This window comes from Streptomyces sp. NPDC044704 (assembly GCF_056433525.1).
This window is the reverse complement of the sequence record NZ_JBWKGY010000009.1, coordinates 268,259-293,362: the sequence shown is the minus strand read 5'-3', so window position 1 is coordinate 293,362 and position 25,104 is coordinate 268,259. Positions and strand designations below refer to the sequence as shown.

Genomic DNA, 25,104 nt, shown 5'->3' with positions numbered 1-25,104 from the left:
CCGGCAAGATCCGGAAGGACGGCCTACACCGGGCGCGGCCGGATCCACAACGCCTCGGCGTACGCGTACGGTTCACCGCCCGGCGCGGCCAGGGCCGTGCCCACCCTGCACTTGCGCCCCTCCACCCCGAGCAGCCATGCGTACGAGAGCAGCCCCTCCCCCGCCACCGGGACCGGCCGCAGCAGCCGCGCCGTCAGCGAGGCCGTGACGGCGCCCCCCGGACCCGCCGCGAGGAGCCGGCCGGCCGCGTTGCCCGGGCAGTCCAGCGCACCCCACACCAGCTCGGGCGGCAACATCCCGTCCGGGCCCGCCAGTTCGGGGCCCGGCGTCCAGGCCGTGGCGACGAGGTCCCGGCCGGGCACCCGCCCGCAGTGCAGGCGCAGCCCCGTCGCCGGGGTCCGGTCCAGGCCGCAGCCGAAGCAGTCGACCTGCCCGTCCGGCGGATCCGCCCGGTAGGCGTCGGCGGCCTTCACGGCCTCCGCCCAGGAGGGCGCCGCGGGCGGTACCCCGTCCGGTGCGGCCACCGCCTCCGCGGCGGCGAGCAGCACCCCGTCCCCGTCCAGCAGCCCCGCCCCGCCGGGCCCGCCGTCCGGGTCCAGGCGGACCGGGGTCCGGGTCGGCACGGGCCGCCGGAAGTCCACCCGTACCGCCTGCCCGGCGTGCCGGCCCGCCGTCCGCGCGGCCAGCAGCCCGGCCACGTAGCCGCCGAAGGCCACCCCCGGGTAGCCGTGCAGCGTCTCGGGCACCGTGATCGTCTCCGTACTGTTCACGCCATCCACCTCACCACGCGCCGTGTGCCCCTGCCACCCTCGCCCGCGAAGCCGTACCTTGGCCCTCCCCACGTCTCGGAGGTGCACGCGCCCATGCGGATCGCCACGACCATCTTCCTCACCGACCTGACCATCTCCCCCACCCGCCTGGCCCGTTCCCTCGAAGAGCGCGGCTTCTCCGGCCTGTACCTCCCCGAGCACACCCACATCCCCGTCAGCCGCACCACGCCCGCCCCCATGGGCGGCGACCTCCCCGAGCAGTACGGGCGCACCCTCGACCCCTTCGTCGCCCTCGGCCAGGCCGCCGCCGTCACCGAGCGGCTCCACCTCGGCACCGGCATCACCCTCGTCGCCCAGCACGACCCGGTCGGCCTCGCCAAGCAGGTGGCCACCCTCGACCACCTCAGCGGCGGCCGCTTCACCCTCGGCATCGGCTACGGCTGGAACGTCGAGGAGGCCGCCGACCACGGCGTGGACTGGCCCACCCGCCGCGAACGCGTCCGCGACCACATGGCCCTCATGCGCGCCCTGTGGGCCCCGCAGCCGACCGCCCACGAGGGCCCGTACGGCTCCGTCCGGGCCAGCTCGGCCCACCCCAAGCCGGTCCAGCCCCCGCGCGAACTCGGCGCCGGACGACCCCTGTACGGTCCGCGCACCCTGATCGGCGGATCCGCCGGCCCCAAGCTGTTCGCGGCGATCGCCGACCACTCCGACGGCTGGCTCCCCATCGGCGGCCGCGGCCTGACCGAGTCCCTGCCGGTGCTGCGGCAGGCCTGGGAGACGGCGGGCCGCGACCCCAAGACCCTCCAGGTCGTCCCGTACGCCGTCCAGCCCAGCCCGGGCAAACTGGGGCACTACGCGGAACTGGGCATCGAGGAGGTCGTCCTCCAACTCCCCTCGGCCCGCGAGGCGGAGATCCTGCGCACCCTGGACGACTTCGCCCAGTACCTGTGACGGAACCTGCCGCGCACCCATGACACGCCGTCCCCCGACGGTGTTCCGCCGGTCACCCGAACGGCTGGTAGTTTGGCGCGTTCCGCCGATCAACTCGCCTTATCTGGGGGACTTCCCGTGCTCAGCCACCTGCGCCTTTCCGTAGCCGCCACGACCGCCGCCGTAGCCGTACTCGCCCTGACCGGCTGCGGCAGCGACTCCACCCCGGCCGCCGACAAGCCCGGCCCCGGCGCCTCCTCCACCCCCGCGCCCTCCACCCCGGCCACGGGCGGCGACACCAAGGGCGGCAGCCTGGAGGGCGGCTGGATCAGCATGGCCAACCCGGGCAAGGGCGTCATCCTGACCGTCAAGGGCCAGATCGCCTTCGTCGTCGAGGCGGCCACCGGGCTGACCTGCGAGGGCACCACCAACGGCAAGACCTTCGACCTCAAGTGCCCGGCCGGTGCGCAGCGTTCGAAGGGCAAGGTCGACTCCGTCGACGCCACCACCCTGAAGGTCACCTGGGAGGGCGCCGCAGGCACCGACACCTTCCAGAAGAACGAGCCGGGCAAGCTCCCCTCGCTCCCGGCCCTCCCGAAGTAACGGCCGCGGCGGGGCGGGAACCGTCCGCCCCGAAGACCTCCGCCTGGACGTCCGGTGCGGCCGCCTGACCCACCCGACGAGCCACCAGGTCAGCGCCTGGGTGCCGGACGAGACGTAGCGAGGGTCCGCCTCCCCCGAGGGGAGGCGGACCCTCGCTTTCATGTCAGCTGCCGCTGCGACGGTAGCCGCGACGCGGCGACGGCACGGTACGCAGCCGGTGCGCACCGGCGCCGCCGGGGGACGGATTCCGCTTCACGGGCACGGAAGGCGCGGCCGCCAGCAGGGCGATGAGGGCAGCGACCGCGACGAGGATGAACGCGGTGACCATGGCCATCTCCTTCTCTTTCGCCGGGTACTGAGTGCATGTCACTACCAAGTGTTACCGAAACGGGCTGGCTTAAACACGTGGGGTAGTCGGGGATGGGTGTGGGCGCCCATGGGCGGGGCGTAAGTGGGCCGCGTGGTGTGGGGGGTTGGGGTGCCGTGGGTGCCCTGGGAACCGCGATCGCGACGTTTCACATGCGGGTCAGGGAGGCGGAATCGGCCCCGGGGAGATCGCACCCGCGGCCGGACGCCAAAAACGCCCGTCAGGCAGGGCCTGACGGGCGCCGAGGAAGTAGTCGACGTCACGATCGAACCGGACACCCGGCACGACACCGCGCACGTGCGCCCATATGCCCGGCGCCACGCGGTACTCGCCCGCCACCATCCAGGGATCGTCACCCAGCACGAAGAGGTGCCTGATCGCCAGGAACTGCTCCCGGGAGAGGGAAACGGACTCGACCAGCTCTTCGTCCGCGCCACCGAAGCCGGTCAGATCCCAGGCAAGGTTGTAGCCGTCGGCGAATGGATAGTCGCTGCTCACCGCCTCAAGCTAGGCGCCCCCCGAGCCCACCCGCACCTGCTTTTACGGCGGGTCGGGGTGGGGGTGGGCGGTACCCACTCGATGGGGTCGGGTGTGTGTCGGGGGCTGCCCGTCAGTCCACTGTCCTTCCGTTTCGGGCCGGTCCCTCAAGGGCGCTCACTTCGTTCGCGTCGCTTCGCGATGGCCTTCGGCCACCCTTGACCGACCGGCCCGAAACGAAACGCCAAAGACTGCCGGGAAGCCCCCGAAGGAGGGCAGGGGGGAACGACTGCCCAAAGGTTCCGTCAGGGACGAGGCGAGGGGCCGGGGGCCGCCCGACCGGGCACACGGCCCCCTCGCGGCCCCTTCCGGGACCACACCCGAGCCCTACCCACCCGAAATGACGACCACATCAACCTGGGGCGCCGTCAGGCGCGTCAGATCGCTACGCGCTCCTCTCGGCATAGCGTCCGACGACCGTCTGGGGCTGGATGACCGCCATGCGGCAGTGAATGTGGCGGGGTGACGTGGATCACAGGGGCGGGGCGATCATTTACGGGGAGTGGTGCGGTCCTTATTGCCGTACAGCCCACGTGAGGAAGAGGAGCGGTTCCCATGCGCATCGTCATCAGCGAGTTCATCAGCCTCGACGGAGTCGTTCAGGCGCCGGGCGGTCAGGGCGAGGACAACGACGGTGGCTTCGCCCACGGCGGCTGGTCCCACCCCTTCTTCGAGCCGGAGGTCGTAGGTGGTGCCTTCGCCGACGCCACGTCCAAGGCCGAGGCCCTGCTCTTCGGGCGTCGTACGTGGCAAACCATGGCGGCGGCCTGGCCCGAGCGGGCGGGCGACCCGTTCGCGGACCAGATGAACTCCATCCCCAAGTACGTCGTGTCCGAGACGCTCGGCGCGGACGACCTCACGTGGCACAACTCCACGCGCATCGACCTGGAGCAGGTCCGTGAACTGCACGCGAAGGACGGCGGCGACCTGCTGGTCATGGGAAGCCCCACGCTCGTACGCAGCCTGCTGGGCGAGGGGCTCTTCGACGAGCTGAGGCTCATCGTCATGCCGGTGCTCCTCGGCGGCGGGAAGTCGATCTTCCCCGAGGACGGCGGGCTGCGCACGCTCGAACTCGTCTCCACCGTCACCAGCAGCACCGGCGTGAACGTCTGCACCTACAGGCCGGCCAAGAGCTAACCCCGCTCGGCGGCGCTGCGCTCGATGCAGAACTCGTTGCCCTCCGGATCTGCCAGGGTCACCCAGCCCGTCCCGTCGGCCTTCCGGTGATCGCCGACGACGGTCGCGCCCAAGGCGAGGATGCGTTCGACCTCCTCATCGCGCGACCGGTCCTGCGGCTGGAGATCGAGGTGCACGCGGTTCTTCACCGTCTTGCCGTCGGGCACCGTCACGAACAGCAGCTGCGTACCGGCAGCCGTGACCGACGCCTCCGGGTCCCCGGGGAAGTCGTCGTCAGCCAGGGACCCGTCGAGGGCGGCAGCCCAGAACTGCCCCAGCAGGTAGGCGTTGGAACAGTCGATGGTGATGTGTCGTATGAGTGAGGCCATGGGCCGCACTATCGATCAACCGTCCAGCCCGTGTCCACAGACTTGATCCCGCAATGGCAGCTCCCCCACCCAGCGGTCGTGGGCTGCCTTTGTCCAGCCCCAGACGGTCGTCGGACGCTAAGCCGAGAGGAGCGCGTAGCGATCTCACGCGCCTGCCCGCTCCCCAGGACGTCGTGGTCGTCATTTCGGGTGGGTAGGGCGTGGCTGTGGTCCCGGAAGGGGCCGCGAGGGGGCCGTGTGCCCGGTCGGGCGGCCCCCGGCCCCTCGCCTCGTCCCTGGCGGAACCTTTGGGCAGTCGGTCCCCCCTGCCCTCCTTCGGGGGCTTCCCGGCAGTCTTTGGCATTTCGTTTCGGGCCGGTCGGTCAAGGGTGGCCGAAGGCCATCGCGAAGCGACGCGAACGAAGTGAGCGCCCTTGAGGGACCGGCCCGAAACGGAAGGACAGTGGACTGACGGGCAGCCCCCGACACACACCCGACCCCATCGAGTGGGTACCGCCCACCCCCGGCCCCGACCACCTGACACATCCCCTGCTCCGTCGAATCCCTTGACGCCGGCTCGCCGTAGCCTGCCCGAATGATCGATTCACGGACTCACATCCGCGTCGCGCGGCCGTCCCTCGACTTGCAGGCCGCCGAGCGGTTCTACGTGGACGGGCTCGGGCTCGACGTCCTGTGGCGGACCTCCGGGCACGTGCCCGGGAAGCACGATCTCGTGATGGTCGGGCCGCCCGGGGGCGGGTGGCACTTCGAGCTCACCCTGGACCCCGAGAGCCCCCTCACCCCCACCCCCACGGTCGACGACCTGTTCGTCGTCTACCTCGGGGAGGCCCCCGACGAGGACCTGGTGCGGCGCCTGATCGATTGCGGCGGGACCCGGGTGGCGTCCCACAACCCGTACTGGGACGAGTACGGGGTCACGGTCATGGACCCCGACGGTTACCGCCTGGTGCTCTGCTCCCGCACCTGGGGCTGACCGCCGGGGTCCCCGGCGGCCCCCAGCCCTCAGCGTCAGCGGACGCTCGGCGCCTTCGGCAGTCCGCCCGACAGGGCGCCTCCGGCGCCTGACAGGGCCGCCTCGGTGCCCTTGGAGGCGGTGCCGGCCGCCTGGGAGGTCACGGCGACGGCCGTCTTCGTGTCCTGAACGGCCTGTCCGGGGTGGTCGACGATGTCGGTGACGCGCTGGGTGATGGGCGGCGCCTGGACCGGTGCCTCGTCGGCGTGGGCGGCGACGGGGGTGAGTGCGAGTGCGGCGCCGCCGGAGAGGACCAGGGCGGAAAGGGTGCGCTTCATGGCATTCATGCCCCGCCCAACGACCCCGACGCTCCCGGGGTCACTGCGACCGATCACCCCAACCAGTCACCCCAACCGGTCCCAACGACGGGTCACCACGACCGATCACCCCAACCGGTCCCCACAACGAACCAGCACAACGGGTACTCCCCCACCCCCCACCACACACACCTACGCGGGCCCGCGGCCCCCCACCGGTCGGAACCGGTCGAGGGCCGCGGGCCCGCAGGTATGACACGGCGGGATCGCCACAACGGACCGCCGCAACGGACCGCCGCAGCGGACCGCCCCAACGGAGCGCCGCAGCAGATCACCGCAGCGGGCCCCCAACGGAGCGCCCCAGCGGACCGCCCCACCAGACCGCCCCCGCGTCAGTCCTCGACCACCAGGGCCGGGGTGGACTTGGTGAGGACCTCGCCGCGGAAGAAGGCGGGGCTGCGGCGTTCGGTGACGATCATGATGACCAGGCCGAGGGCGAGCAGGCCGACGCCGATGACGAAGACGCTGCCGACGCCGAGGACGGTGGAACCGGATCCGTAGGAGGGGTTCCACATGTCGATCAAGGTCTTGCAGAAGACCGTGGCGAGGAGCAGGCCGCCGAGGACCGGGAAGACGCCCTTGAAGAACAGGTCGCGGGCGGAGCGGCGCAGTTCGCCGCGGAAGTACCAGGCGCAGGCGAAGGCCGTCAGCGAGTAGTAGAAGCAGATCATCAGGCCGAGCGCGAAGATCGTGTCGGTGAGGACGTTCTCGCTGACCAGGGTCATCACGGTGTAGAAGACGCCGGTGGCGACGCCCGCCATGACGGTGGCGCGGCCCGGGGTCTTGAACCGCTCGTGGACCTTGGCGTAGGAGGGCGGCAGGGCCTCGTAGGTCGACATGGCGAGGACCGTGCGGGCCACCGGGATGAAGGTGGTCTGGAGCGAGGCCGTCGCCGAGGCGAGGACCGCGACGAAGAGCAGGATGCCGAGCATCGGGCCCATGACGGGGCCGGCGAGGGCGGCGAAGACGTTGTCGGAGGTCTCCGGGTTGCCGAGGCCGAGGCCCGTGGCGCCGGAGCCGACGGTCATCTGGGCGGCGATGCCGGTGGCCAGGTAGGAGCCGACGAGGACGACCATGGCGATGAGCGAGGCGCGGCCGGGGGTCTTGGCGGAGCCGGTGGTCTCCTCGTTGGTGGCCAGGCAGGCGTCCCAGCCCCAGTACATGAAGATCGAGAGCGAGAGTCCGGCGGTGAAGGCCGCCATGGACTCGACCGCGAAGGGGTTCATCCAGGACCAGGAGAAGTCCAGGCCGGTGTCGAAGCTGCCGGCGGAGGCCTTCTGGAAGGCCATCGCGACGAAGATGGCGAGGACCGCGAGCTGGAGGCCTACGAGGGTGTACTGGACGCCCTTGGTGGCGGTCATGCCGCGGTAGCTGATGGCGGTCGCGGCGGCGATCAGGGTGAGGCAGGTGGCGATGTGGACGAGTTTGTTGTCGTCCAGGGCGGCGATCGAGGCGTTGCCGGTGATCTCGCCGGCCAGGAGCCAGAAGTAGGAGGTGGCGACGCCGGCCAGGTTGGAGAGGACGATGATCGTGGCGATCACCAGTCCCCAGCCGCACATCCAGCCGATGCGGGGGCCGAAGGCCTTGACCGTCCAGGTGAAGGAGGTGCCGCAGTCCGGCATGGCCTTGTTGAGCTCGCGGTACGCGAAGGCGACCAGGAGCATCGGCAGGAAGCCGGCGAGGAAGACCGCCGGCATCTGGACTCCGACCTCACCGGCGGTGGAGCCGAGGGTCGAGGTCAGGCAGTAGACGGGGGCGACGGTGGAGATGCCGATGACGGCGCTTCCCACCAGTCCGACGGACCCCTTGCCGAGGCCCTTGCCGCGAACGTCGCCCTCGGCGACGCCGCTTACCGTGTCTCCGACCCGAGGCCGAACGTCCAGCTGTGTCATGGGTCAGGACGTTAGATGCTGCGGTTTCCTCATTCGGAAGGCTTAAGTCCAGTACTTCACAGGGCTAAATCCCTTGGAATCTTGAGATCGACAGAGTTCACACGCGCGCAATGCAAGGTTCACTCAGGCATCTATCCCCCCATAGACAGGCGCTGCACCGAACCTTCCGGAATGCGGAAACCGCAGGCGTGTCCGTTTTGCCCCATTCAAAACTTTCCCGCGCGAATTTTCCGGCCCCACCAAACCGGGGCACCATCCGCAAGACTGGCCCCATGCCCACGGCCGATGAGCTCCTCAGCGCGGATACCGTCAGTAACCTGGCCCGGTTGCTCGCCCGGGCGGGCGGCCGCCGGGCCGCACCGGCCCTGCGCGCCCGTGCCGACGCGCTCGACGGGCTGACGTTCAGCGGCCGCGTCACCGCCGTCCGCGACGCCGTCCTCGCCGACCTCCCCGCCGACTGGACCGGCTTCGAGGCCGTCGTCCGCACGGCCCTGGCCGACCCCGGCTTCCAGGGGTGGATGACCTTCCCCGTCAACGAGGCCGTCGCCGTGCGCGGGCTGGAGGCGTTCGAGCCCGGACTGGCGCTGCTGCGCGACCTCACCACCCGGCTGACCGCCGAATCCGCCGTACGGCCCTTCCTGCGCGCCGACCCGGCCCGCGCCCTGGCCGTCGTACAGAAGTGGACGGACGACCCGGACCCGCACGTGCGCCGCCTCGCCAGCGAGGGCACCCGGCCGCGGCTGCCGTGGGCCCCGCAGCTGCCCGCGTTCATCGCCGACCCGCGCCCGGCCCTGCCCGTACTGGACGCCCTCTTCCGCGACGAGTCGGAGTACGTGCGCCGCTCCGTCTCCAACCACCTCAACGACATCAGCCGCGACCACCCCGCCCTCGCGGTCGAGACCGCCGCCCGCTGGCTGGCCGGGCCCACGGCCACCACCGACCGCGTCGTACGCCACGGGCTGCGCACCCTGGTCAAGGCGGGCCGGCCCGAGGCGCTGACCGTCCTCGGCCACTCCCCGGACGCGCCGGTCTCCGTCCGCGGGCCCGTGGTCACCACCCCGCGCGTCACCGTCGGGGAGTACCTCGTCTTCGACTACGCCGTCACCAACACCGGCCCGCTCCCCGCCGAGCTGGTGGTCGACTACGTCGTGCACCACACGAAGGCGAACGGCGCCCGCACCCCCAAGGTGTTCAAGCTCGTCACCCGCGCGCTGGCCCCCGGCGAAACCCTCGCCGGCACCAGGCGGCACTCCTTCAAGCCGATCACCACCCGCCGCTACCACTCGGGCGAACACCTGGTGCAGCTCCAGGTCAACGGGCGGGTCCGGGGCGAGGCCGTTTTCTCGCTGGACGCGCCCTGACCCCGCCTGCCACCCTGCTCCCATGACCTACGGAATCGAGTCCCACCCCGCCCGGTGAGCGCCCGCGACGAGCGCGAGCCGCTCGGCCCCCGGCCCACCTCCCTCTACGACCACGCACTCTTCCTGCACGCCGTCGAGCCGGACGCCCCGCTCCCGCGCACAGGCCGTCCCCTACCGGACGGGTCCCCGCCGGAATCCGGCCGCAAGGGCCTGACCTGGGAACGGGCACGGGCCGACGTCACCGCCGCGCTCACGGACCTCCTGGCCGACCCCGACCCCGTGCGCGCCGCCGGGGCCGTCCACCGGCGGGTCTCGGAGCTGGCGATGCCCCACCGCACCCTCCGCGCGGCCACCGCCCTGCTCCCGCTGACCGACGAGGACGCCGCCCGGCGCACCGCCCGCCGGCTGACCCGTACCGGTACCGACGCGGCGGCAGTCGGCGTCGGCATCACCCTCCTGATCCGCCTCGGCGAACCCGAGGACGTGCCCTGCCTCCAGGCCCTCGGAACGCTGCGCGGCCTCGAACAGGCGGCCGCCGCGGCCCTCGACCCGCTCGACCGGCAGGCCGCCGCCCTGCTGGTCATCCGCCGCCGGGACCGGTCCCGGGCGCTGGCACCGCTGACCGCTGCGATCACCGCCGGCGACCCGGAGGCCGTCCGGGACGCACTGATCGCGGTACCGGACGACCCCCGGGCCGTGTGGCTCGCCCGGCGCGTCGCCGAGGCGGCCGACCTCGACGCTCTGCTGCGCTCCCGGCCCGGGGACACCGCACTGATCGTCGCGGCGGGCCGCCTGCTGCACGGGATGTGCGGCCAACTGGAGCACCGGCCCGACATCCTCGACTACCTGCCCGCCCGGTCCGCGTACGCGTACTTCCTCGGGCAGGCCGGGCTGCCGGACCCGGCCCCGGAGCTCCACGAGCTGCTCCTGTCGACCGCCCTCGACCTGCACAGCGGCCCCGCCGCGCTGCTGGACTGGCGGCCCTTCCGGCGGGAGGCGCTGCTCGACCGCCTGGAGCGGCTGCTGGCCGGTCCCGCGTGGGACCCCGGGCCCCACGGCGGCGGGCGCCGCGCGGACTGGATCCGGCGCACCGGGCGCAAGCCGTTCGCCCGGACCGCGGCGGCGGGCGCGCACCCGCGCTGGGAGGTGGCCGTCGTCCAGGAGTCCCCGGACTCGAACCGCGTCGAGACCCGGATCCTCGTCGACGGCCGGCCGCTGTTGCCCGCGCTGTTCGGGAAGGGGCCGGGCGGCCCGGCCGAGGACCTGCTCGACAGCGGCCTCCTGCGCGCCGGACCCCGGCCTCGGGAGGTGCGGCTCGCCGAGGCGGACTGCACCGAGGGCTGCTGCGGCGCCCTGTACGTGACGATCCGCCGGGACGGCCCCGAGGTGGTGTGGGGCGGCTGGCGCGGGGCGGCCGGCCCGCCGCCGCCCGAGTACCGCTTCGACGCGGCCGCCTACGACGCCGAGGTCGAGCGCGCCGAGAAGGACGAGTCCTGGTGCTGGCCGGCCCGCAGCGCGGCACGGCTGATCACCGCGGGTCTGCGGGAGCGGCCGGAGCTGCTGGGCCGGTGGGGGCTCGGGCAGAGCTGGGTCTCCACCGGCTGGCGCGATCCGGACACGGTGACGGCGCAGTTCGCGTTCTCGCCGCCCGGAGCCGAGGGGTCCCTGTACTTCCAGTGGGACCTGCCCGACGACGGCAGCGGGCCGCAGGCCCGGGCTGCCGCCGCCCTGGAGAGGATCGCCGTGTCCGACCCGAAGGACTTCGCCGTCCTCGGCGGCGGCAGCCGCGAGCTCGCCGAATCCCTCGGCTACGACTGGCCGCCGCCCTCCTGAGCGCAGGACGGGGTCCGGCCGGGAGCGCCCCGCTCCCGGCCGGACCCCGCCCCGGCCCGTCTCAGCCGGTCCAGACGATCGACTGGATCTCGCTGTACGCGTGCAGGGCGTACGAGCCCACGTCCCGGCCCACGCCCGAGCGCTTGAAGCCGCCGAACGGCGCCTCCATGTTCCGGCCGATGGTGTTCACCCCGACCCCGCCCGCACGCAGTTGCCGGGCCACGCGGAAGGCGCGCGCCGAGTCCCCGGACCACACGTAGCTGATCAGGCCGAAGTCGCTGTCGTTGGCCAGCGCGACCGCCTCCTCCTCGCCCCCGTCGAAGGGGACGACCACCACGACCGGGCCGAAGACCTCCTCGCGGACCACCCGCATGTCGTTCGTGCAGTCGACGAGGAGGGTCGGCGCGACGTAGAAGCCCCGGCCGTCGCCGACCACCGGGCGCTCGCCTCCGTACGCGAGCCGCGCCCCTTCCTTCCTGCCGAGCTCGACGTAGGACTCCACGCGGTCCCGGTGCGCGGCCGAGATCACCGGGCCGACCACCGTGCCCCGCTCCCCCGGGTGGCCGACCTTCATGAAGGCCAGGTAGCCGGTCAGCTTCTCGATCAGCTGCTCGTAGACGGAGCGGTGGGCGATCACCCGGGTCGGTGCGGTGCATATCTGGCCGGAGTAGAAGGAGAAGGTCGTCCCGATGCCCATCACGGCCGCGTCCAGGTCGGCGTCGTCCAGGACGATCGCCGCGCCCTTGCCGCCGAGTTCCATCAGCTGCCGCTTCATCGTGCGGCCGCAGACCTCCGCGATGCGCTGGCCGACGGCGGTGGAGCCGGTGAAGGACACCATGTCCACGTCCGGGGAGTCCACGGCGGCCTCGCCGACCTCGACGGACTGCCCGTTCACGACGTTGACCACGCCCGGCGGCACCCCGGCCTCCGCGAGGGCCTCGGCCATCTTGAACACCGACAGAGGGTCCTGCGGGGCGGGTTTGACGACGACCGTGTTGCCCATGGCGAGCGCCGGGGCCACCTTGCCCGCGGGGTTCGCCCACGGGTTGTTGTACGAGGTGATGCAGGTGACCACGCCGACCGGCTGACGGACCTCCAGCGCGCCCAGGACGGCGGCCTTCCCCATCGGCCCGGCCTCGGTGACCTGTGGTGGAAGGCCCCGTTCCACGGGTTCCAGGGCGCCCTTCGCGTACCGGCGGAAGCGGGCCGCGCCCACCCCGACCTGCATGCCGCGGGCGATGCCGGTGGGGGCGCCGGTCTCCGCCTGGGCCAGCGCCGCCCACGGTTCGTACTCCCGCTGGATGATGTCCGCGGCCCGGTCGAGGATCGCCGCCCGTTCCTCGGGCCGGGTGCGCGACCAGGAGGTGAAGGCCTCGGCGGCGGCGCGGGCCGCCTCCTGCACCTGGGCGCGGGAGGCCTCGGGGGCGAGCCCGACCACCGATTCGTCCGCCGGGTCGATCACCTCGTAGTGGCCGCCCGCGGGTTCCACCCATTCCCCGCCGATGTAGAGCCGCTGCGGATCCGTCATCGGGTGCTCACCGTCCTCGTGTCCCGGCCGGAGCGCAGGACGGTCCCGGGGATCGCACCGGTCACCTGGTCGTCGCGGATGGTCTCGACGCCGTTGACGCGTACGGAGACGATCCCGATGGCGCGCGCGTCGAGGCGCGGGCTGTCACCGGGCAGGTCGTGGACGAGGGTGGCGGGGCCGGCGTCGATGCGCTCGGGGTCGAAGAGGACGAGGTCGGCGTGCCAGCCTTCGCTGATCCGGCCGCGTTCGCGCAGGCCGAAGAGCTGGGCGGGGTCGTCGGTGAGCATCCGTACGGCCTGTTCCAGCGGGACCAGCTTGCGGCCGCGCAGGCAGTCGCCGAGGAAGCGGGTCGTGTAGGGGGCGCCGCACATCCGGTCCAGGTGGGCGCCGGCGTCGGAGCCGCCGAGCATGACGTCCTCGTGCTGCCAGGTTTCCTGGCGCAGGGTCCAGCTGGCGGGGTCGTTGTCGGTGGGCATCGGCCACAGGACGGTGCGCAGGTCGTCGTTGGCGCAGATCTCGACGAGGCAGTGGAAGGGGTCCTGGCCGCGTTCGGCGGCGATGTCGTTGACGACGCGGCCGGAGAGGCCCTCGTTCTCCTTGCTGTACGTGTCGCCGATGACGTAGCGGCCGAAGTTCGCGAGGCGGCGGAAGACGCCGGCTTCCTTGCTGTCGGCGCGGCGGAGCATCTCGGCGCGTACGCCGGCGTCGCGGAGCTTCGCGATGCGTTCGGGGACGGGCAGGCCGAGGACCTCGCCCCAGCCGGGGATGAGGTTGAGCGCGCAGAAGGTGCCGAGCGACATGTTCATGGGGGTGAGGATCGGCATGGTGAGGGCGACGATGCGGCCGCCTGCCTTGCGGGCGCGTTCGCTGGGGATCAGCTGGCGCGGGACGCGTTCGGGGACGGAGGCGTCGATGGTGAGGACGTTCCAGTTGAGGGGCCGGCCGGCGGCGGCGCTCATGTCGACGAAGAGGTCGATCTCCTCGTCGGAGAACTGGTCGAGGCAGCCCGCGACGATGGCTTCGAGCTGGGTGCCCTCGTGGTCGGCGACGGCGCGGGACAGGGCGAGGAGTTCGGCGGGCCCGGCGTGGCGGGAGGCGACGGGGGCGCCGGAGCCGTCGGAGTGGGTGGAGGACTGGGTGGTGGACAGGCCCCAGGCGCCGGCGTTCATGGCGTCGTGGAAGAGGTCGAGCATCTGCTGCATCTGCTCGGGGGTGGGCTGTCCGCCGACGGCGTCCTCGCCCATGACGTGGCGGCGCAGGGCGCAGTGGCCGACCATGAACCCGGCGTTGACGGCGATGCGGCCTTCGAGGGCGTCGAGGTATTCGCCGAACGTGGACCAGGTCCAGTCGACGCCTTCTTCGAGGGCCTTGAGGGCCATGCCCTCGACCTTGCTCATCATGCGGCGGGTGTAGTCGGCGTCCTCGGGGCGGTCGGGGTGGAGCGGGGCGAGGGTGAAGCCGCAGTTGCCGCCGGCGACGGTGGTGACGCCGTGGTTCATGGAGGGGGTGGCGTACGGGTCCCAGAACAGCTGGGCGTCGTAGTGGGTGTGCGGGTCAATGAAGCCGGGGGTCAGGACGAGGCCGGTGGCGTCCTCGGTGGTGCGGGCCCCTTCGGTGACGGTGCCGGGGTCGCCGATGGCGACGATCCGGCCGTCCCGTATGCCGACGTCGGCGACGTACGCGGGGGCGCCGGTGCCGTCCACGACGGTGGCGCCCTTGATCAAGTGGTCGAGCATGGCGTCCCTTCGGCGGTGCGGTGTGGTCGCGGCGTACGCGCCGCTGCCCCGGCCGGGGGCCGCCTGGCCGGCCGCGGCCGTGGCGGCCTCCGGTCGGGGCCGGAGCGGGGCGGCGGTCCGGGAAGGCGCCGCCCCCGTGCGGGGGGCCGTCAGGATCCGGCGGCCTCGCGGAAGCGGGTGGTGCGGTGGACCGGGTCGGTGTCGATCTCGGGGATGACGTGTTCGCCGAGGAGCTTGATGGTGTTCATCGTGTCCTCGTACGAGACTCCGGTCGGCAGGCCGAAGGACAGCTGGTCGGCGCCGGCCTGTTCCCAGCGCTTGCACTGCTGGAGGACCTCGGAGGGGTCTCCGCAGATCATCAGTTCCTCGGCGATCAGCAGCTCGATGATCTCGGCGTTGTACTCGGGGAGCAGTTCGGGCCACTGCGGGATGGCCTCGGGCCGCGGGAAGGTGTCGTGGTAGCGGAAGACCAGCGACTGGAAGCGGTTCATGTTCGCGTTGACGGCGATCTCGACGGCCTTGTCGTGGGTCTCGGCGCAGATCGCGGTGGAGGTGACCATGACGTTGTCGTTGACGAAGGCGCCGATGGCCTTCGCCTCCTGGATGGCCGTCTTGTACTGCTCCAGCACCCACTCCATGTCGGAGACCTTCTGGACGCTGAAGCCGAGGACGCCGAGGCCCTTCTTCGCCGCCATGGCGTAGGAGGAGGGGGAGCCGGCGGCGTACCACATGGCCGGGTGGGCCTTGCCGTACGGCTTGGGGAAGATCTTGCGCGGGGGCAGTGACCAGTGCTTGCCCTGGAACCCCTCGTATTCCTCCTGGAGGAACATCTTGGGGAACTCCGCGATGGTCTCCTCCCATATCTCCTTGGTGCCGTTCATGTCCTCGATGCCGGGCAGGAAGCCGAGGATCTCGTGGCTGCCCGCGCCGCGGCCGGTGCCGAATTCGAAGCGGCCCTTGGAGAGGTGGTCGAGCATGGCGACCTTCTCGGCGACCTTCACCGGGTGGTTCACCGGCGCGAGGGGGTTGAAGATGCCGGAGCCGAGGTGGATGCGCTCGGTGGCGTGCGCGAGGTAGCCGAGGAACACCTCGTTCGCGGAGAGGTGGGAGTACTCCTCCAGGAAGTGGTGTTCGGAGGCCCAGGCGTACTTGAAGCCCGACTTGTCGGCCTGGATGACGTACTCGGTCTCCTCGATCAGCGCCTTGTGCTCTGCCTCGGGGTCGACCCTGGACCGTGACTCGGCCACGTATCCCTGCACGAAGAGCCCGAATTCCAAGGGGGTTCACCGTCCTTTGATTTCTGACGCTGCGTCAGATTCGATGTCCCGACTGTTCCACCGTGGAGGTGCGAGCGTCAATACCTGACGCTCCATCAGATGCGGGCGGAGGGGAGGGGAGGCCGGCCGCCCCCTACAGGATGCTGACCCCGGCCATCCAGCCGCCGTCGATGACGAACGGCTGGCCGGTGATGTACGAGGAGTCCTCGCCGGTCAGGAACAGGGCCAGCCGCGCGATCTCCTCCGGCCGCCCCACCCGCCCCATCGGCACGACCCGCCGGTACAGCGCCGCCATCGACTCCCGCGCCTCGTCCGTGATCCCGGCCGGGTCGAGGAGGCCCGGATTGGCCATGGGGGTGTCCACGGCCCCCGGGCACATGGCGTTGACGCGGATGCCCTTCGCCGCCAGCTCCAGCGCCGCCACCCGGGTCAGCCCGAGGATCGCCGCCTTGGTCGCCGCGTACGTGCCGACGTACGCCATGCCCGTCAGACCCGTGTACGAGGAGGTGTTGACGATGGTGCCCCCGCCGGCCGCCTCGATCTCGGGGGCGACCGTCTTGATGCCGAGGAAGGCCCCGACCTGGTTCACCTGGACCACCTGCTGGAACTCCTCCAGCGGGGTCGCGGTCAGCTCGTTGAAGCGCAGGATCCCCGCGTTGTTGACCAGGCCGCTCACCGGCCCGAAGGCCTCCCCCGCCGCGGCGACGGCGGCCGCCCAGTCCTCCTCGCGGCTCACGTCCAGGCGTACGTACCGCGCCCGGTCCTCGCCGATCTCCTTGGCGACGGCGGCCCCCTGCTCGTCCAGCACGTCACCCAGCAGCACCTTGGCGCCCTCGGCGGCGAAGAGGCGCGCCTCCTGCTCGCCCTGGCCGCGCGCCGCACCGGTGATGATGACGACGCGCCCGTCCAGCTTGCCCATGCGTACGCCCCTAGTCGTTGAGGAGCGGGGCCACCTCGGCCCCGAAAGCGGTGATCTGGTCCACGAGTTCGTCACGGTCGCGGCTGCGGAAGCGGACCTGGATCTGGTCGACGCCGAGCGCCGCGTACTCCCGGAGGGACTCGGCGAGCGCCTCCGCCTTGCCGGTCAGGGCGCGGCGGCCGGTGTCCCACGCGGGCTCCCCGACGTACAGCGCCTCGGTGATCGCGCCGACCTCCAGGGGACCGGTGACCCCGGCCGCCGCCCTCAGTTCGCGGATCCGGGCGACCTGCGCGGGGATCTTCTCCCGCGGATCGCCCTGCGGCAGCCAGCCGTCACCGCGCACGGCCGCCCGGCGCACCGCGGCCGGCGAGGAGCCGCCGATCCAGACGGGGATCCTCGCCTGGGCGGGCCGGGGCAGCTGGCCGAGGTCCCGGAAGGCGAACCGCTCGCCCGCGAACTCCGGGTACTCCTCGGGGCCCAGGGCGGCCCGCAACGCGTCCAGGGTCTCGTCGAGGACGGCGCCGCGGCGCTCGAAGTCGACGCCGAGGACCTCGAACTCCTCCTGGACGTGCCCGGCCCCGACCCCGAGGATCAGGCGGCCCCCGGAGAGGTGGTCGAGCGTCGCGTACTGCTTGGCGGTGACCAGCGGGTGGCGCAGGCCGACGATCGCGACGTGGCTCAGGAGGCGTACGCGTTCGGTGATCCCGGCGAGGAAGGCCAGGGTGGCCACCGGGTCGTACCAGACGGTGCTCATGGGTCCGGCGAGGCGACGCGGGACGGCGACGTGGTCGCAGGTGGCGACGTACGCGAAACCGGACCGGTCCGCGGCGCGGGCCACCTCGGCGAGGTCGGCCGCACCGGCGGACGCCTCCCAGGGTTCTGCGTAGATGGTGCTCTGCGACTGGATCGGGAGCTGCATCCCGTACACCAGCCGGCCTTCCGGAAACACGCGTGTCATGCGGGGCCCGCCTCGCCTTCGTCCGCCGGACGGGCCTGGCGGCCGGTCCCGTGGGTGCACTTCGTGGGTGCGCTTCGTGGGTGCGGGGGCCATCGTCGTAGCTGACGGTTCGTCAGGCAAGGGGGCGGACGGCACCGGCGGACGGGCGGGGGTGGGGGTGGGGCGGGTGCGGCGGGGCGGGGGTGCGGCGGGGCGGGGGTGCGGCGGGGCGGGGGTGCGCCGGGGCGGGGGTGCGCCGGGGCGGGGGTGCGCCGGGCGGGGAGCCCGGGGCTCCCGTCACGGGAGCCGGGTCACCGCCCGCCTGCGCGCCGACCGGGGTCCGCCGCCGGGCGGGGCGGCGGGGTGCGCCCCGGTGTGGCGCCGGGGACCGACGGGGCGGCCGTCGCCGACGCCCGGGCGGGTGGGCTTGCCAGCCTGGTGACGCCGGGTCAGAAGCCTGCGGGGCCCATCGCGATGACCGGCTTCGCCGCCGGGTCCAAGGTGGTCAGCAGCCTCTCCATCGCCTCCTTCGGGACGCCGACGCAGCCCTGGGAGGGGCCGTCGTGGTCCACGTGGAGCCAGATGTTGCCGCCCTTGTCCTCGCCGTCCGGCTTGGCCGGGTCGAGGGGGGACACGCCCTGCCGGCGGTTGAAGTCGATCGCCACGACGTAGTCGAAGGAACCCGCCAGGGACTCGCCGTTCACGCCCCGGCCCGAGGCCACGAAGGCCGCGTCCCGGTCGTACGGCAGCCGGGTGCCGGCCGGCGCGGCCAGCAGACCGCCCGCGTCGGTGAGGGAGAACACGCCCTGCGGGGAGGTCAGGTCACCGTACGTGCGCTCGGTGGACCAGCCCTTTGCCCCGTTGCGGCCCGCCCACTGCGCGGCCCGCGTCCAGTCCGCGCCCGGCGCGGTGCGCGTGTACAGGGCGACGTCCGACTCCGAGGAGTCCTTGGCCCTGCCCGTGACCAGCACCAGCTGGCGCGAGTCCGCGGGGATCCGCGCCCGCGTCGCCTCGCTGAGGCCCGGCGGCAGCCCCTGGAGGGGGTCGGTGCGCTGCACCCCGCGCGCGGCACGGTCCGGGAGGGCCTGCGGGCGGGCGTCCGTGCGGGTCTGCGGGACGGGCGCGCCGGGCGGCTCCTGGAGGGCGTACAGCCAGCCGGCCCCGAAGGCCAGCAGCCCCAGGAACGCGGCGACGGTGACGGCCCGCTGCGCGCGTCCCTCGGAACGCGGACGCGTACGGCTGCGGGACCGGGAGCGGGTCCGGGCGTGCTTGCTCATTGAACCGACCGTACATCAGGTGATCATCGGTCCCGCCGAACGCCCGCCCTCCCGGGCCCCGGTGCCGCCGGAAAGCGGACCCGTACCGTCAGCCCGCCGTCCGGCGCCGGATTGGCCTCGGCGAGCAGCTCCGCACCGTGCGCCCGCGCGATCGAGGCGACGATCGACAGACCCAGGCCGGCGCCCTCACCTGCCGTGTGGCGGCGTTCCGCCCGACGGCGGAACGGCTCCAGGAGGCGCGGGACGTCCGCGGGCGCGATCGCCGGGCCGGTGTTGGACACCGTCAGCACCCCGTCGGCGGAGGTCGCCACGGACACCCGGCCGCCCGCACGGTTGTGACGTACGGCATTGGCGAGCAGGTTGCGGACCAGATGGCCCAGCAGGGTCCCGTCACCGCTCACCGTGAGCGGCGCGAGGTCCCGTACGACGGTCAGGCCGGACGGGGCGCCGGAGCCGGCTCCGGGCGGGGCGCCGGGGTGGGCGGCCGGATCGGCGGCGGGGTGGCCGGTCGGATCGGCAGCGGAATGGCCCGCCGGCGGAGTGGCGCCCTCCGGGAGGGCAGCCGTCAGTTCCGCCGCCGTCAGCGCCGTCAGGTCCACCGGCTCCGCCGACTCCAGGCCCTCCTCGGAGACCGCCAGCAGCAGCAGTGACTCGATGAGGTGCTCGCTGGAATCGGCCACCGCGATCAGCCGCTCCCGGATCCGCGCCACCTTCTGCGGCTCCGGATCCCCCGCCAGCCCGATCTCGGCGGCCGCCCGCTGCACCGCGACGGGCGTCCGCAGCTCGTGCGCGGCGTTCGCGGCGAACCGGCGCTGCGCCGCGACCAGGCCCTCCATCCGGTCGAGCATCCCGTCGAAGGTGTCGGCCAGCCGCTTCAGCTCACCGGGCGGGGCCTCGAGCCCGATCCGCTCGTGCAGGTTGGCCCCCGACAGCCGGCGCGCCTTCTCGGTGATCACCCCGACCGGGCGCAGGACGCGGCCCGCCATCCACCAGGCCAGCCACACCGACAGCACCGCGAACAGGGCCAGGGCGATGAGGGACACCAGCGTCAGCTCGTGCAGTGCCGCCCGCTCGACGGCCTGGGACAGGTTCTTGGTGACCGCCCACTGCGCGAGCTGCTCGTCGGTCGGGGCCACGCCGGGCGGCAGCTTCTGGGCCGGTACGAAGACCTTCTGGCCCGGAGCCACCTCCCCGTCGTCGATCCGCATCCCGGGCATCACGGTCGTGACCGCCCCGCTGACCCGCGTGCCGAGGCCCTTGCGCAGCAGGACGTTGACCAGCGCGACCAGACCGCCGCCCGCCAGGAGCAGCAGCGCGCCGTAGAGCGCGGTGAGACGGGCGCGCTCGGAATGGAGCACCGCTCTCATCGTGGACCGGTGATCCGGTAGCCCGCGCCCGGGACGGTCTCGATCAGCGGCGGCTCGCCCAGCTTGGCGCGCAGCTTGCTGAGGGTGACCCGGACGGCGTTGGTGCTGTAGCCGGTGCCCTCCTCCCACACCTGCTCGATCAGGTCGTCGCTGCTCAGCACCGCGCCCCCGGCGCGCAGCAGCGCCTCCAGCACGGCGAACTCCTTGCGCGAGAGGGCCAGGCGGTGGCCGTCGCGGGTCGCGGAGCGGCGTGCCGTGTCGAGGGCGATCCCGGCGCGTTCCAGTACGGGCGGCAGCGCCGGGTGCGCGCGCCGGCCGAGCGCCAGGACGCGGGCGAGGAGCTCGTCGTAGGCGAACGGCTTGGTGAGGTAGTCGTCGGCGCCCAGGCCCAGGCCCTCCACCCGGTCGCGGACGGTCCCGGAGGCGGTGAGCATGAGCACCCGGGTCAGCAGCCGCTCGCGCACCACCTGGCGGCACACCTCGTCGCCGTGCAGGCCGGGCAGGTCGCGGTCGAGTACGAGGACGTCGTACTCCCCCAGCCGCAGGCGGCGCAGCGCCTCCAGCCCGTCGCCGGCCTCGTCGACGGCCAGCGCGTCGCGGCGCAGGCCCTCGGCGATCATCTCCCGGAGGAACTCCTCGTCCTCCACCACCAGAACTCGCATGCCGTCCTCTCTACAGGAGGACCGCATTTCGCCGTTGTAAGCGGACTGCGAGAGAGAAGCGAAATCCCGGTTTCCCGCACGCTCGGGCCCATGAAGCGATCCCTGACCATGACCACGGCCGCCGTCCTGACCGGCCTGACCCTCTTCGTCACCGCGTGCACGAACAGCGGCGCGTCCGACGGGAGCGACGGGAAGAAGGACGGGGCCACGGGCGGCTCCGCGAGCGGCGGCGGCAACGGCGGCGCCGACGCGGACGCGGCCGTGAAGATGCGCCAGTGCCTGCGCGAGCACGGCATAGACGCGCCCGACCCCAAGCCCGGCCAGAACCCGAACGGGATGACCGTCGGCGGCGGCGCCGATCCGCAGAAGATGGAAGAGGCCATGAAGGCCTGCGGCATGCGCACCCCCGGCTCCGGCGAGGAGCCGACGCAGGAGCAGAAGGACAAGGAACTGCGCTGGGTCCAGTGCATGCGCAAGAACGGCGTGGACCTCAAGGACCCCGAGTACCACGGCGGCATGAAGAGCGGCATCGAGGTTCCCCAGGGGCAGGAGAAGGCCTTCGAGGAGGCCCAGAAGAAGTGCGAAGCGGCCTGATGGCCCGCCGCGGCACGTGGCTGACGGGCACCCTGGTGGCCGTCCTGGCCGTCTCGGGCGGCGGCTACGCCGTCCTCGACCGGCCCCCGCGGGACGGCGACCGGCAGGAGCGCACCGACGGCATGCCCCCGGCGACGGCACCGGTGCAGCGCGGCGACCTCAGCGCGGGCCTCCAGGTGGAGGGCACCCTCGGCTACGCGCAGGAACGCAAGCTGGCCGCGCCGGGCCCGGGGGTCCTCACCTGGACCGCCTCCGAGGGCGCGGCGGTCGAGCGGGACGGAAAGCTGTACGAGGTCAACGGGAAGCCGGTGCGGCTGATGTACGGGGCCGTGCCCATGTACCGGCCGCTGAAGGCCGGCGACAAGGGCGAGGACGTCAAACAGCTGAAGCGGAACCTGGTGGCCCTCGGCTACGGGACCGGTCTCGACACCTCGGACGGCACTTTCACCGCTGGGACGACGGCTGCGGTGAAGCGCTGGCAGAAGGCCCACAAGGCGCAGGAGACGGGCGAGGTCGCGAAGGAGGACATCGCCTTCGCCACCGGACCGCAGCGGGTCAAACGGAACGACTCGGCCGTCGGTGACGAGCCGGGGCCGGGCAAGCCGGTGCTGACCGTCACCGGCACCGAACGCATCGCCCGCTTCCAGCTGGACGCGGCGAAGGCGGACGCGGCGCGGACCGGCGACCAGGTGACCGTACGGCTGCCCGGCGGCGGCAGCGCCACCGGGAAGATCGACGCGGTGGGCGGCACGGCCGGCCAGGACGACCCGAACGGCGGCTCCGGAGGCGGGGGCGGTGGTGGCGGAGGCGGCGACAAGAAGGCGAAGGTCGAGGTCAGCGTCGTCTTCGACAGCCCCGGCGACGTCAAGGGCCCCGACCAGTCCCCGGTGTCGGTGCGGCTGACCGGCGAGACCCGCAAGGGCGTCCTGTCCGTACCGGTCAACGCGCTCCTGGCGCTGCCCGGCGGAGGCTTCGGCGTCCAGGTCGTCGAGGACGGCCGGACCCGCGACGTCAAGGTCGAGCTCGGCATGTTCGGCAACGGCCGGGTCGAGGTGACCGGCGACTCCCTCAAGGAGGGCATGCGGGTGGGGGTCCCGAAGCTGTGACGGCCGACCAGACCACGGAACTCCACACCGTCCCCGCCGAACGCGCCCGCCACGCCCGCCCCGTCGTGGAACTGGCCGGGGTGACCAAGGAATACCCCGGCGGGGTCACGGCCCTGCGCGGGATCGACCTGACCGTCATGAACGGTGAACTCCTCGCCCTCGTCGGCCCGTCCGGCTCCGGCAAGTCCACCCTGCTGCACATCGTCGGCACCCTCGACCGGCCGACCGCCGGCCGCGTCGCCATCGCCGGCCACGACATCGCGGCCCTGTCCGACCGCGCCCTGTCGGCGCTGCGCTCCCGCCACGTCGGCTTCGTCTTCCAGTCGTTCCACCTGGTGCCGGGCCTGAGCGCCCTGGCGAACGTCGCCGAGGGACTGCTCTACTCCGGGCTCTCCCGCGCCGAACGCGGCCGCCGCGCGGCGGCGGCCCTGGAGCGGGTCGGACTCGGCGACCGCACGGACCACCGGCCGCACGAGCTGTCCGGCGGGCAGAAGCAGCGCGTGGCCATCGCCCGCGCCGTCGCCGGCCGGCCCGACCTGCTGCTGGCCGACGAACCGACCGGCGCCCTGGACACGGCGTCCGGCCGGTCGGTGATGGAGCTGCTGCGCGAACTCAACGAGGACGGGGCCACCATCGCCGTGATCACCCACGACAACGAGATCGCCGCGAGCCTGCCCCGGCAGGTCCGCATCCGCGACGGCGAGATAGTGGCCGACCTGCGGAACCCGTCCGGGACGGAGGCCGCGTGATGGGGCCGGTGGGGCCGGGGGAACCGGTGGGGTCGGGGGACGCTGTGGGAGCGGGGGACGCTGTGGGAGCGGCCGCACCGGGCGTCCCCGGTACGAGGACCCGCGCGCGCCGGCGCGCCGGCCGGCTCACCCCGCCCCGGCTCACCCCGCGCGACGTGCTGCACGCCGGGTCGGCGGGGCTGCGCTCCCGGCCGATGCGGGTGTTCCTGTCGGCGCTCGGCATCGCGATCGGCATCGCGACGATGATCGCGGTGGTCGGGATCTCCTCGTCCAGCCAGGCGAAGCTGCTCCGGGAACTCGACAAGCTGGGCACGAACATGCTGGTCGCCACCCCCGGCCAGTCCATGTTCTCGGGGCAGGACACGAAGCTCCCCGAGGACGCCCCCGGCATGATCGCCCGGATCGACGGGGTCCGGTCGGTCGGGACGACCGGCGACGTGGCACAGTCCGTACGCCGCACGGAGAACATCCCGGAGGCGGAGACCGGCGGCATCGTCGTCAAGGCCGCCAAGGACGACCTGCTGGGCACCCTGCGCGCCCGCGTGGCCCGGGGCGCCTGGCTCAACGACGCCACCGGCCGCTACCCGTCAGTGGTCCTCGGGCACGTCTCGGCGCAGCGGCTGGGCATCACGGAGCCGGGCCAGCAGGTCTTCATCGGCGGCCGCTACTTCACGGTGGTCGGCATCCTCGAACCGGTGCCGCTGGCACCCGAGATCGAGCGTTCGGCGCTCGTCGGCTGGTCGGCGGCGCGGGAACTGCTGGGCTTCGACGGCCACCCGACGGCGGTGTACGAACGCTCGGCGGACGACCGGGTCGCGCAGGTCCGCGCCCTCATGGCGCAGACGGCCAACCCGAAGACCCCGAGCGCGGTGTCGGTGACCGACCCCTCCGCCGCCCTCCAGGCGAAGGCCGCCACCGAGGGTGCCTTCAGCACCCTCCTGCTCGGCCTGGGCGGGATCGCCCTCCTGGTCGGCGGCGTCGGCGTCGCCAACACCATGATCATCTCGGTGCTGGAACGCCGCCACGAGATCGGCCTGCGCCGCTCCCTCGGCGCCACGAAGGGGCAGATCCGCATCCAGTTCGTCACCGAATCCCTGCTCCTGTCCGGCCTCGGCGGACTCGCGGGCATCGCCCTCGGCGCCGCAGCCACCGCGGTCTACGCCCGGGCCGGCGACCTCCCCTGGGTGGTCCCCCTCTGGGCCGTCACGGGCGGCTTCGCGGCCACCCTGGGCATAGGCACCCTGGCCGGCCTCTACCCAGCCGTCCGCGCGGCCCGCCTGTCCCCCACCCTGGCCCTACAGGCGGCCTAGCCCGAACCCTGGCCCGAACCTGCCTCTACGGCGGGCCGGGGCCGGGGGTGGGCGGTACCCACTCGGTGGGGTCGGGTGTGTGTCGGGGGCTGCCCGTCAGTCCACTGTCCTTCCGTTTCGGTCCGGTCCCTCAAGGGCGCTCACTTCGTTCGCGTCGCTTCGCGATGGCCTTCGGCCACCCTTGACCGACCGGCATCGCCTCCTGCGCCGCCGCGTGCGAGATGTTGCTTCCGGAGTCGAGGGTGAGAACATCTCGGACTCGCCCGCCCGCGAGCACTGGATCGAGATCGCCTACATCCGGGGCGCCTCCGGCCGCGAATTCACCACCGCCGTCCGCAACATCGAATCCACTGGCTGACGCGTCCCTCCACACGTTCAGGACCTCTTACCAGCCCCGGACGGTCGTCGGACGCTAAGCCGAGAGGAGCGCGTAGCGATCTGACGCGCCTGCCCGCTCCCCAGGACGTCCTGGTCGTCATTTCGGGCGGGTAGGCGGCGGTCTGGTCCCGGAA

The 25,104-nt window shown here is 72.8% G+C and carries 24 protein-coding genes and 1 pseudogene; 11 read left to right on the top strand and 14 right to left on the bottom strand.

What is annotated here, in order from left to right; genetic code table 11:
• Positions 1–23 precede the first annotated feature (23 nt).
• A complete protein-coding gene (locus AC07B0_RS23595) occupies positions 24–770 on the bottom strand; it encodes a hypothetical protein (protein ID WP_478898859.1) in 747 nt (248 codons plus the stop codon).
• Between the two features lie 93 nt (positions 771–863).
• Between AC07B0_RS23595 and AC07B0_RS23590 the strand changes: the two genes are divergently transcribed.
• Together AC07B0_RS23590 and AC07B0_RS23585 are read left to right on the top strand one after the other, a co-directional pair.
• The gene (locus AC07B0_RS23590) at positions 864–1,724 is read left to right on the top strand and encodes a TIGR03619 family F420-dependent LLM class oxidoreductase (protein WP_356872702.1); all 861 of its coding nucleotides are present in this window, start codon (positions 864–866) and stop codon (positions 1,722–1,724) included.
• Positions 1,725–1,841: 117 nt separating this feature from the next.
• Positions 1,842–2,306 (top strand): hypothetical protein, encoded by a 465-nt coding sequence (locus AC07B0_RS23585; RefSeq protein ID WP_356872700.1) that lies wholly within the window; start codon positions 1,842–1,844, stop codon positions 2,304–2,306.
• Positions 2,307–2,469: 163 nt separating this feature from the next.
• Here AC07B0_RS23585 and AC07B0_RS23580 read toward each other — a convergent pair whose 3' ends face one another.
• A complete protein-coding gene (locus AC07B0_RS23580; protein WP_356872696.1) occupies positions 2,470–2,634 on the bottom strand; it encodes a hypothetical protein in 165 nt (54 codons plus the stop codon).
• Between the two features lie 198 nt (positions 2,635–2,832).
• Complete coding sequence (locus AC07B0_RS23575) at positions 2,833–3,171, bottom strand: hypothetical protein (protein ID WP_356872694.1); 339 nt, start codon at positions 3,169–3,171, stop codon at positions 2,833–2,835.
• Between the two features lie 594 nt (positions 3,172–3,765).
• Between AC07B0_RS23575 and AC07B0_RS23570 the strand changes: the two genes are divergently transcribed.
• Positions 3,766–4,347, top strand: coding sequence for a dihydrofolate reductase family protein (locus AC07B0_RS23570; protein WP_478898858.1), 582 nt, complete (start codon positions 3,766–3,768; stop codon positions 4,345–4,347).
• Here the strand turns inward: AC07B0_RS23570 and AC07B0_RS23565 are convergent.
• Positions 4,344–4,715, bottom strand: coding sequence for a VOC family protein (locus AC07B0_RS23565; protein WP_356872690.1), 372 nt, complete (start codon positions 4,713–4,715; stop codon positions 4,344–4,346). The two genes, AC07B0_RS23570 and AC07B0_RS23565, sit on opposite strands and share 4 nt — an antisense overlap.
• A gap of 574 nt (positions 4,716–5,289) precedes the next feature.
• Here AC07B0_RS23565 and AC07B0_RS23560 point away from each other — a divergent pair.
• On the top strand, positions 5,290–5,688 hold the full coding sequence (locus tag AC07B0_RS23560) for a VOC family protein (RefSeq protein ID WP_356883601.1): 399 nt from the start codon (positions 5,290–5,292) through the stop codon (positions 5,686–5,688).
• Positions 5,689–5,723: 35 nt separating this feature from the next.
• Here AC07B0_RS23560 and AC07B0_RS23555 read toward each other — a convergent pair whose 3' ends face one another.
• Together AC07B0_RS23555 and AC07B0_RS23550 are read right to left on the bottom strand one after the other, a co-directional pair.
• Positions 5,724–6,005, bottom strand: a complete 282-nt coding sequence (locus AC07B0_RS23555; RefSeq protein WP_356883603.1) for a hypothetical protein — start codon at positions 6,003–6,005, stop codon at positions 5,724–5,726.
• 371 nt (positions 6,006–6,376) lie between these two features.
• Entirely contained in the window at positions 6,377–7,936 is a 1,560-nt protein-coding gene (locus AC07B0_RS23550) for an APC family permease (RefSeq protein WP_469383399.1), read from the bottom strand.
• 272 nt (positions 7,937–8,208) lie between these two features.
• Here AC07B0_RS23550 and AC07B0_RS23545 point away from each other — a divergent pair, with 272 nt between their 5' ends.
• Both AC07B0_RS23545 and AC07B0_RS23540 read left to right on the top strand, forming a co-directional pair.
• A complete protein-coding gene (locus tag AC07B0_RS23545; RefSeq protein WP_478898857.1) occupies positions 8,209–9,297 on the top strand; it encodes a DNA alkylation repair protein in 1,089 nt (362 codons plus the stop codon).
• Between the two features lie 54 nt (positions 9,298–9,351).
• The gene (locus AC07B0_RS23540; RefSeq protein ID WP_478898856.1) at positions 9,352–11,130 is read left to right on the top strand and encodes a hypothetical protein; all 1,779 of its coding nucleotides are present in this window, start codon (positions 9,352–9,354) and stop codon (positions 11,128–11,130) included.
• A 61-nt stretch (positions 11,131–11,191) separates the two neighbouring features.
• Here AC07B0_RS23540 and AC07B0_RS23535 read toward each other — a convergent pair whose 3' ends face one another.
• The 8 genes and pseudogenes from AC07B0_RS23535 to AC07B0_RS23500 form a co-directional block, all read right to left on the bottom strand.
• Positions 11,192–12,658 carry an aldehyde dehydrogenase family protein gene (locus AC07B0_RS23535; protein WP_478898855.1) on the bottom strand — a complete coding sequence of 489 codons (1,467 nt, stop codon included), beginning with the start codon at positions 12,656–12,658 and terminating at the stop codon, positions 11,192–11,194.
• A pseudogene (locus AC07B0_RS23530) lies at positions 12,655–14,445 on the bottom strand (N-acyl-D-amino-acid deacylase family protein); the annotation flags it as partial. The gene AC07B0_RS23535 and the pseudogene AC07B0_RS23530, both read right to left, overlap by 4 nt.
• 98 nt (positions 14,446–14,543) lie before the next feature.
• Positions 14,544–15,671, bottom strand: a complete 1,128-nt coding sequence (locus AC07B0_RS23525; protein WP_356883612.1) for an LLM class flavin-dependent oxidoreductase — start codon at positions 15,669–15,671, stop codon at positions 14,544–14,546.
• A gap of 133 nt (positions 15,672–15,804) precedes the next feature.
• Positions 15,805–16,590, bottom strand: a complete 786-nt coding sequence (locus tag AC07B0_RS23520) for an SDR family NAD(P)-dependent oxidoreductase (RefSeq protein ID WP_356883613.1) — start codon at positions 16,588–16,590, stop codon at positions 15,805–15,807.
• Positions 16,591–16,600: 10 nt separating this feature from the next.
• Positions 16,601–17,548 (bottom strand): LLM class F420-dependent oxidoreductase, encoded by a 948-nt coding sequence (locus AC07B0_RS23515; RefSeq protein ID WP_356883614.1) that lies wholly within the window; start codon positions 17,546–17,548, stop codon positions 16,601–16,603.
• A gap of 428 nt (positions 17,549–17,976) precedes the next feature.
• Positions 17,977–18,804, bottom strand: a complete 828-nt coding sequence (locus AC07B0_RS23510; protein ID WP_356883616.1) for a hypothetical protein — start codon at positions 18,802–18,804, stop codon at positions 17,977–17,979.
• A 23-nt stretch (positions 18,805–18,827) separates the two neighbouring features.
• Complete coding sequence (locus AC07B0_RS23505) at positions 18,828–20,171, bottom strand: sensor histidine kinase (protein ID WP_478898854.1); 1,344 nt, start codon at positions 20,169–20,171, stop codon at positions 18,828–18,830.
• Positions 20,168–20,833 (bottom strand): response regulator transcription factor, encoded by a 666-nt coding sequence (locus AC07B0_RS23500; RefSeq protein ID WP_356883620.1) that lies wholly within the window; start codon positions 20,831–20,833, stop codon positions 20,168–20,170. Before AC07B0_RS23500 ends, AC07B0_RS23505 begins: the two co-directional genes overlap by 4 nt.
• 90 nt (positions 20,834–20,923) lie before the next feature.
• Between AC07B0_RS23500 and AC07B0_RS23495 the strand changes: the two genes are divergently transcribed.
• The 5 genes from AC07B0_RS23495 (at position 20,924) to AC07B0_RS23475 (ending at position 24,950) form a co-directional block, all read left to right on the top strand.
• Positions 20,924–21,427, top strand: coding sequence for a hypothetical protein (locus AC07B0_RS23495; RefSeq protein WP_356883622.1), 504 nt, complete (start codon positions 20,924–20,926; stop codon positions 21,425–21,427).
• Complete coding sequence (locus AC07B0_RS23490) at positions 21,412–22,533, top strand: peptidoglycan-binding protein (protein ID WP_469383406.1); 1,122 nt, start codon at positions 21,412–21,414, stop codon at positions 22,531–22,533. The genes AC07B0_RS23495 and AC07B0_RS23490 overlap by 16 nt, the downstream gene beginning before the upstream one ends.
• A 65-nt stretch (positions 22,534–22,598) precedes the next feature.
• Positions 22,599–23,282 (top strand): ABC transporter ATP-binding protein, encoded by a 684-nt coding sequence (locus AC07B0_RS23485; RefSeq protein WP_469383411.1) that lies wholly within the window; start codon positions 22,599–22,601, stop codon positions 23,280–23,282.
• A gap of 62 nt (positions 23,283–23,344) precedes the next feature.
• Entirely contained in the window at positions 23,345–24,592 is a 1,248-nt protein-coding gene (locus AC07B0_RS23480) for an ABC transporter permease (RefSeq protein ID WP_478898853.1), read from the top strand.
• A 214-nt stretch (positions 24,593–24,806) separates the two neighbouring features.
• Positions 24,807–24,950 carry a hypothetical protein gene (locus AC07B0_RS23475; RefSeq protein ID WP_478898870.1) on the top strand — a complete coding sequence of 48 codons (144 nt, stop codon included), beginning with the start codon at positions 24,807–24,809 and terminating at the stop codon, positions 24,948–24,950.
• Positions 24,951–25,104 lie beyond the last annotated feature (154 nt).

Coding starts and splice junctions, on each gene's coding strand:
- AC07B0_RS23590 (WP_356872702.1), top strand. CDS start 864: ATGCGGATCGCCACGACCATCTTCCTCACCGACCTGACCATCTCCCCC.
- AC07B0_RS23580 (WP_356872696.1), bottom strand. CDS start 2,634: ATGGTCACCGCGTTCATCCTCGTCGCGGTCGCTGCCCTCATCGCCCTG.
- AC07B0_RS23570 (WP_478898858.1), top strand. CDS start 3,766: ATGCGCATCGTCATCAGCGAGTTCATCAGCCTCGACGGAGTCGTTCAG.
- AC07B0_RS23565 (WP_356872690.1), bottom strand. CDS start 4,715: ATGGCCTCACTCATACGACACATCACCATCGACTGTTCCAACGCCTAC.
- AC07B0_RS23560 (WP_356883601.1), top strand. CDS start 5,290: ATGATCGATTCACGGACTCACATCCGCGTCGCGCGGCCGTCCCTCGAC.
- AC07B0_RS23555 (WP_356883603.1), bottom strand. CDS start 6,005: ATGAAGCGCACCCTTTCCGCCCTGGTCCTCTCCGGCGGCGCCGCACTC.
- AC07B0_RS23550 (WP_469383399.1), bottom strand. CDS start 7,936: ATGACACAGCTGGACGTTCGGCCTCGGGTCGGAGACACGGTAAGCGGC.
- AC07B0_RS23545 (WP_478898857.1), top strand. CDS start 8,209: ATGCCCACGGCCGATGAGCTCCTCAGCGCGGATACCGTCAGTAACCTG.
- AC07B0_RS23535 (WP_478898855.1), bottom strand. CDS start 12,658: ATGACGGATCCGCAGCGGCTCTACATCGGCGGGGAATGGGTGGAACCC.
- AC07B0_RS23520 (WP_356883613.1), bottom strand. CDS start 16,590: ATGGGCAAGCTGGACGGGCGCGTCGTCATCATCACCGGTGCGGCGCGC.
- AC07B0_RS23515 (WP_356883614.1), bottom strand. CDS start 17,548: ATGACACGCGTGTTTCCGGAAGGCCGGCTGGTGTACGGGATGCAGCTC.
- AC07B0_RS23510 (WP_356883616.1), bottom strand. CDS start 18,804: ATGAGCAAGCACGCCCGGACCCGCTCCCGGTCCCGCAGCCGTACGCGT.
- AC07B0_RS23505 (WP_478898854.1), bottom strand. CDS start 20,171: ATGAGAGCGGTGCTCCATTCCGAGCGCGCCCGTCTCACCGCGCTCTAC.
- AC07B0_RS23500 (WP_356883620.1), bottom strand. CDS start 20,833: ATGCGAGTTCTGGTGGTGGAGGACGAGGAGTTCCTCCGGGAGATGATC.
- AC07B0_RS23495 (WP_356883622.1), top strand. CDS start 20,924: ATGAAGCGATCCCTGACCATGACCACGGCCGCCGTCCTGACCGGCCTG.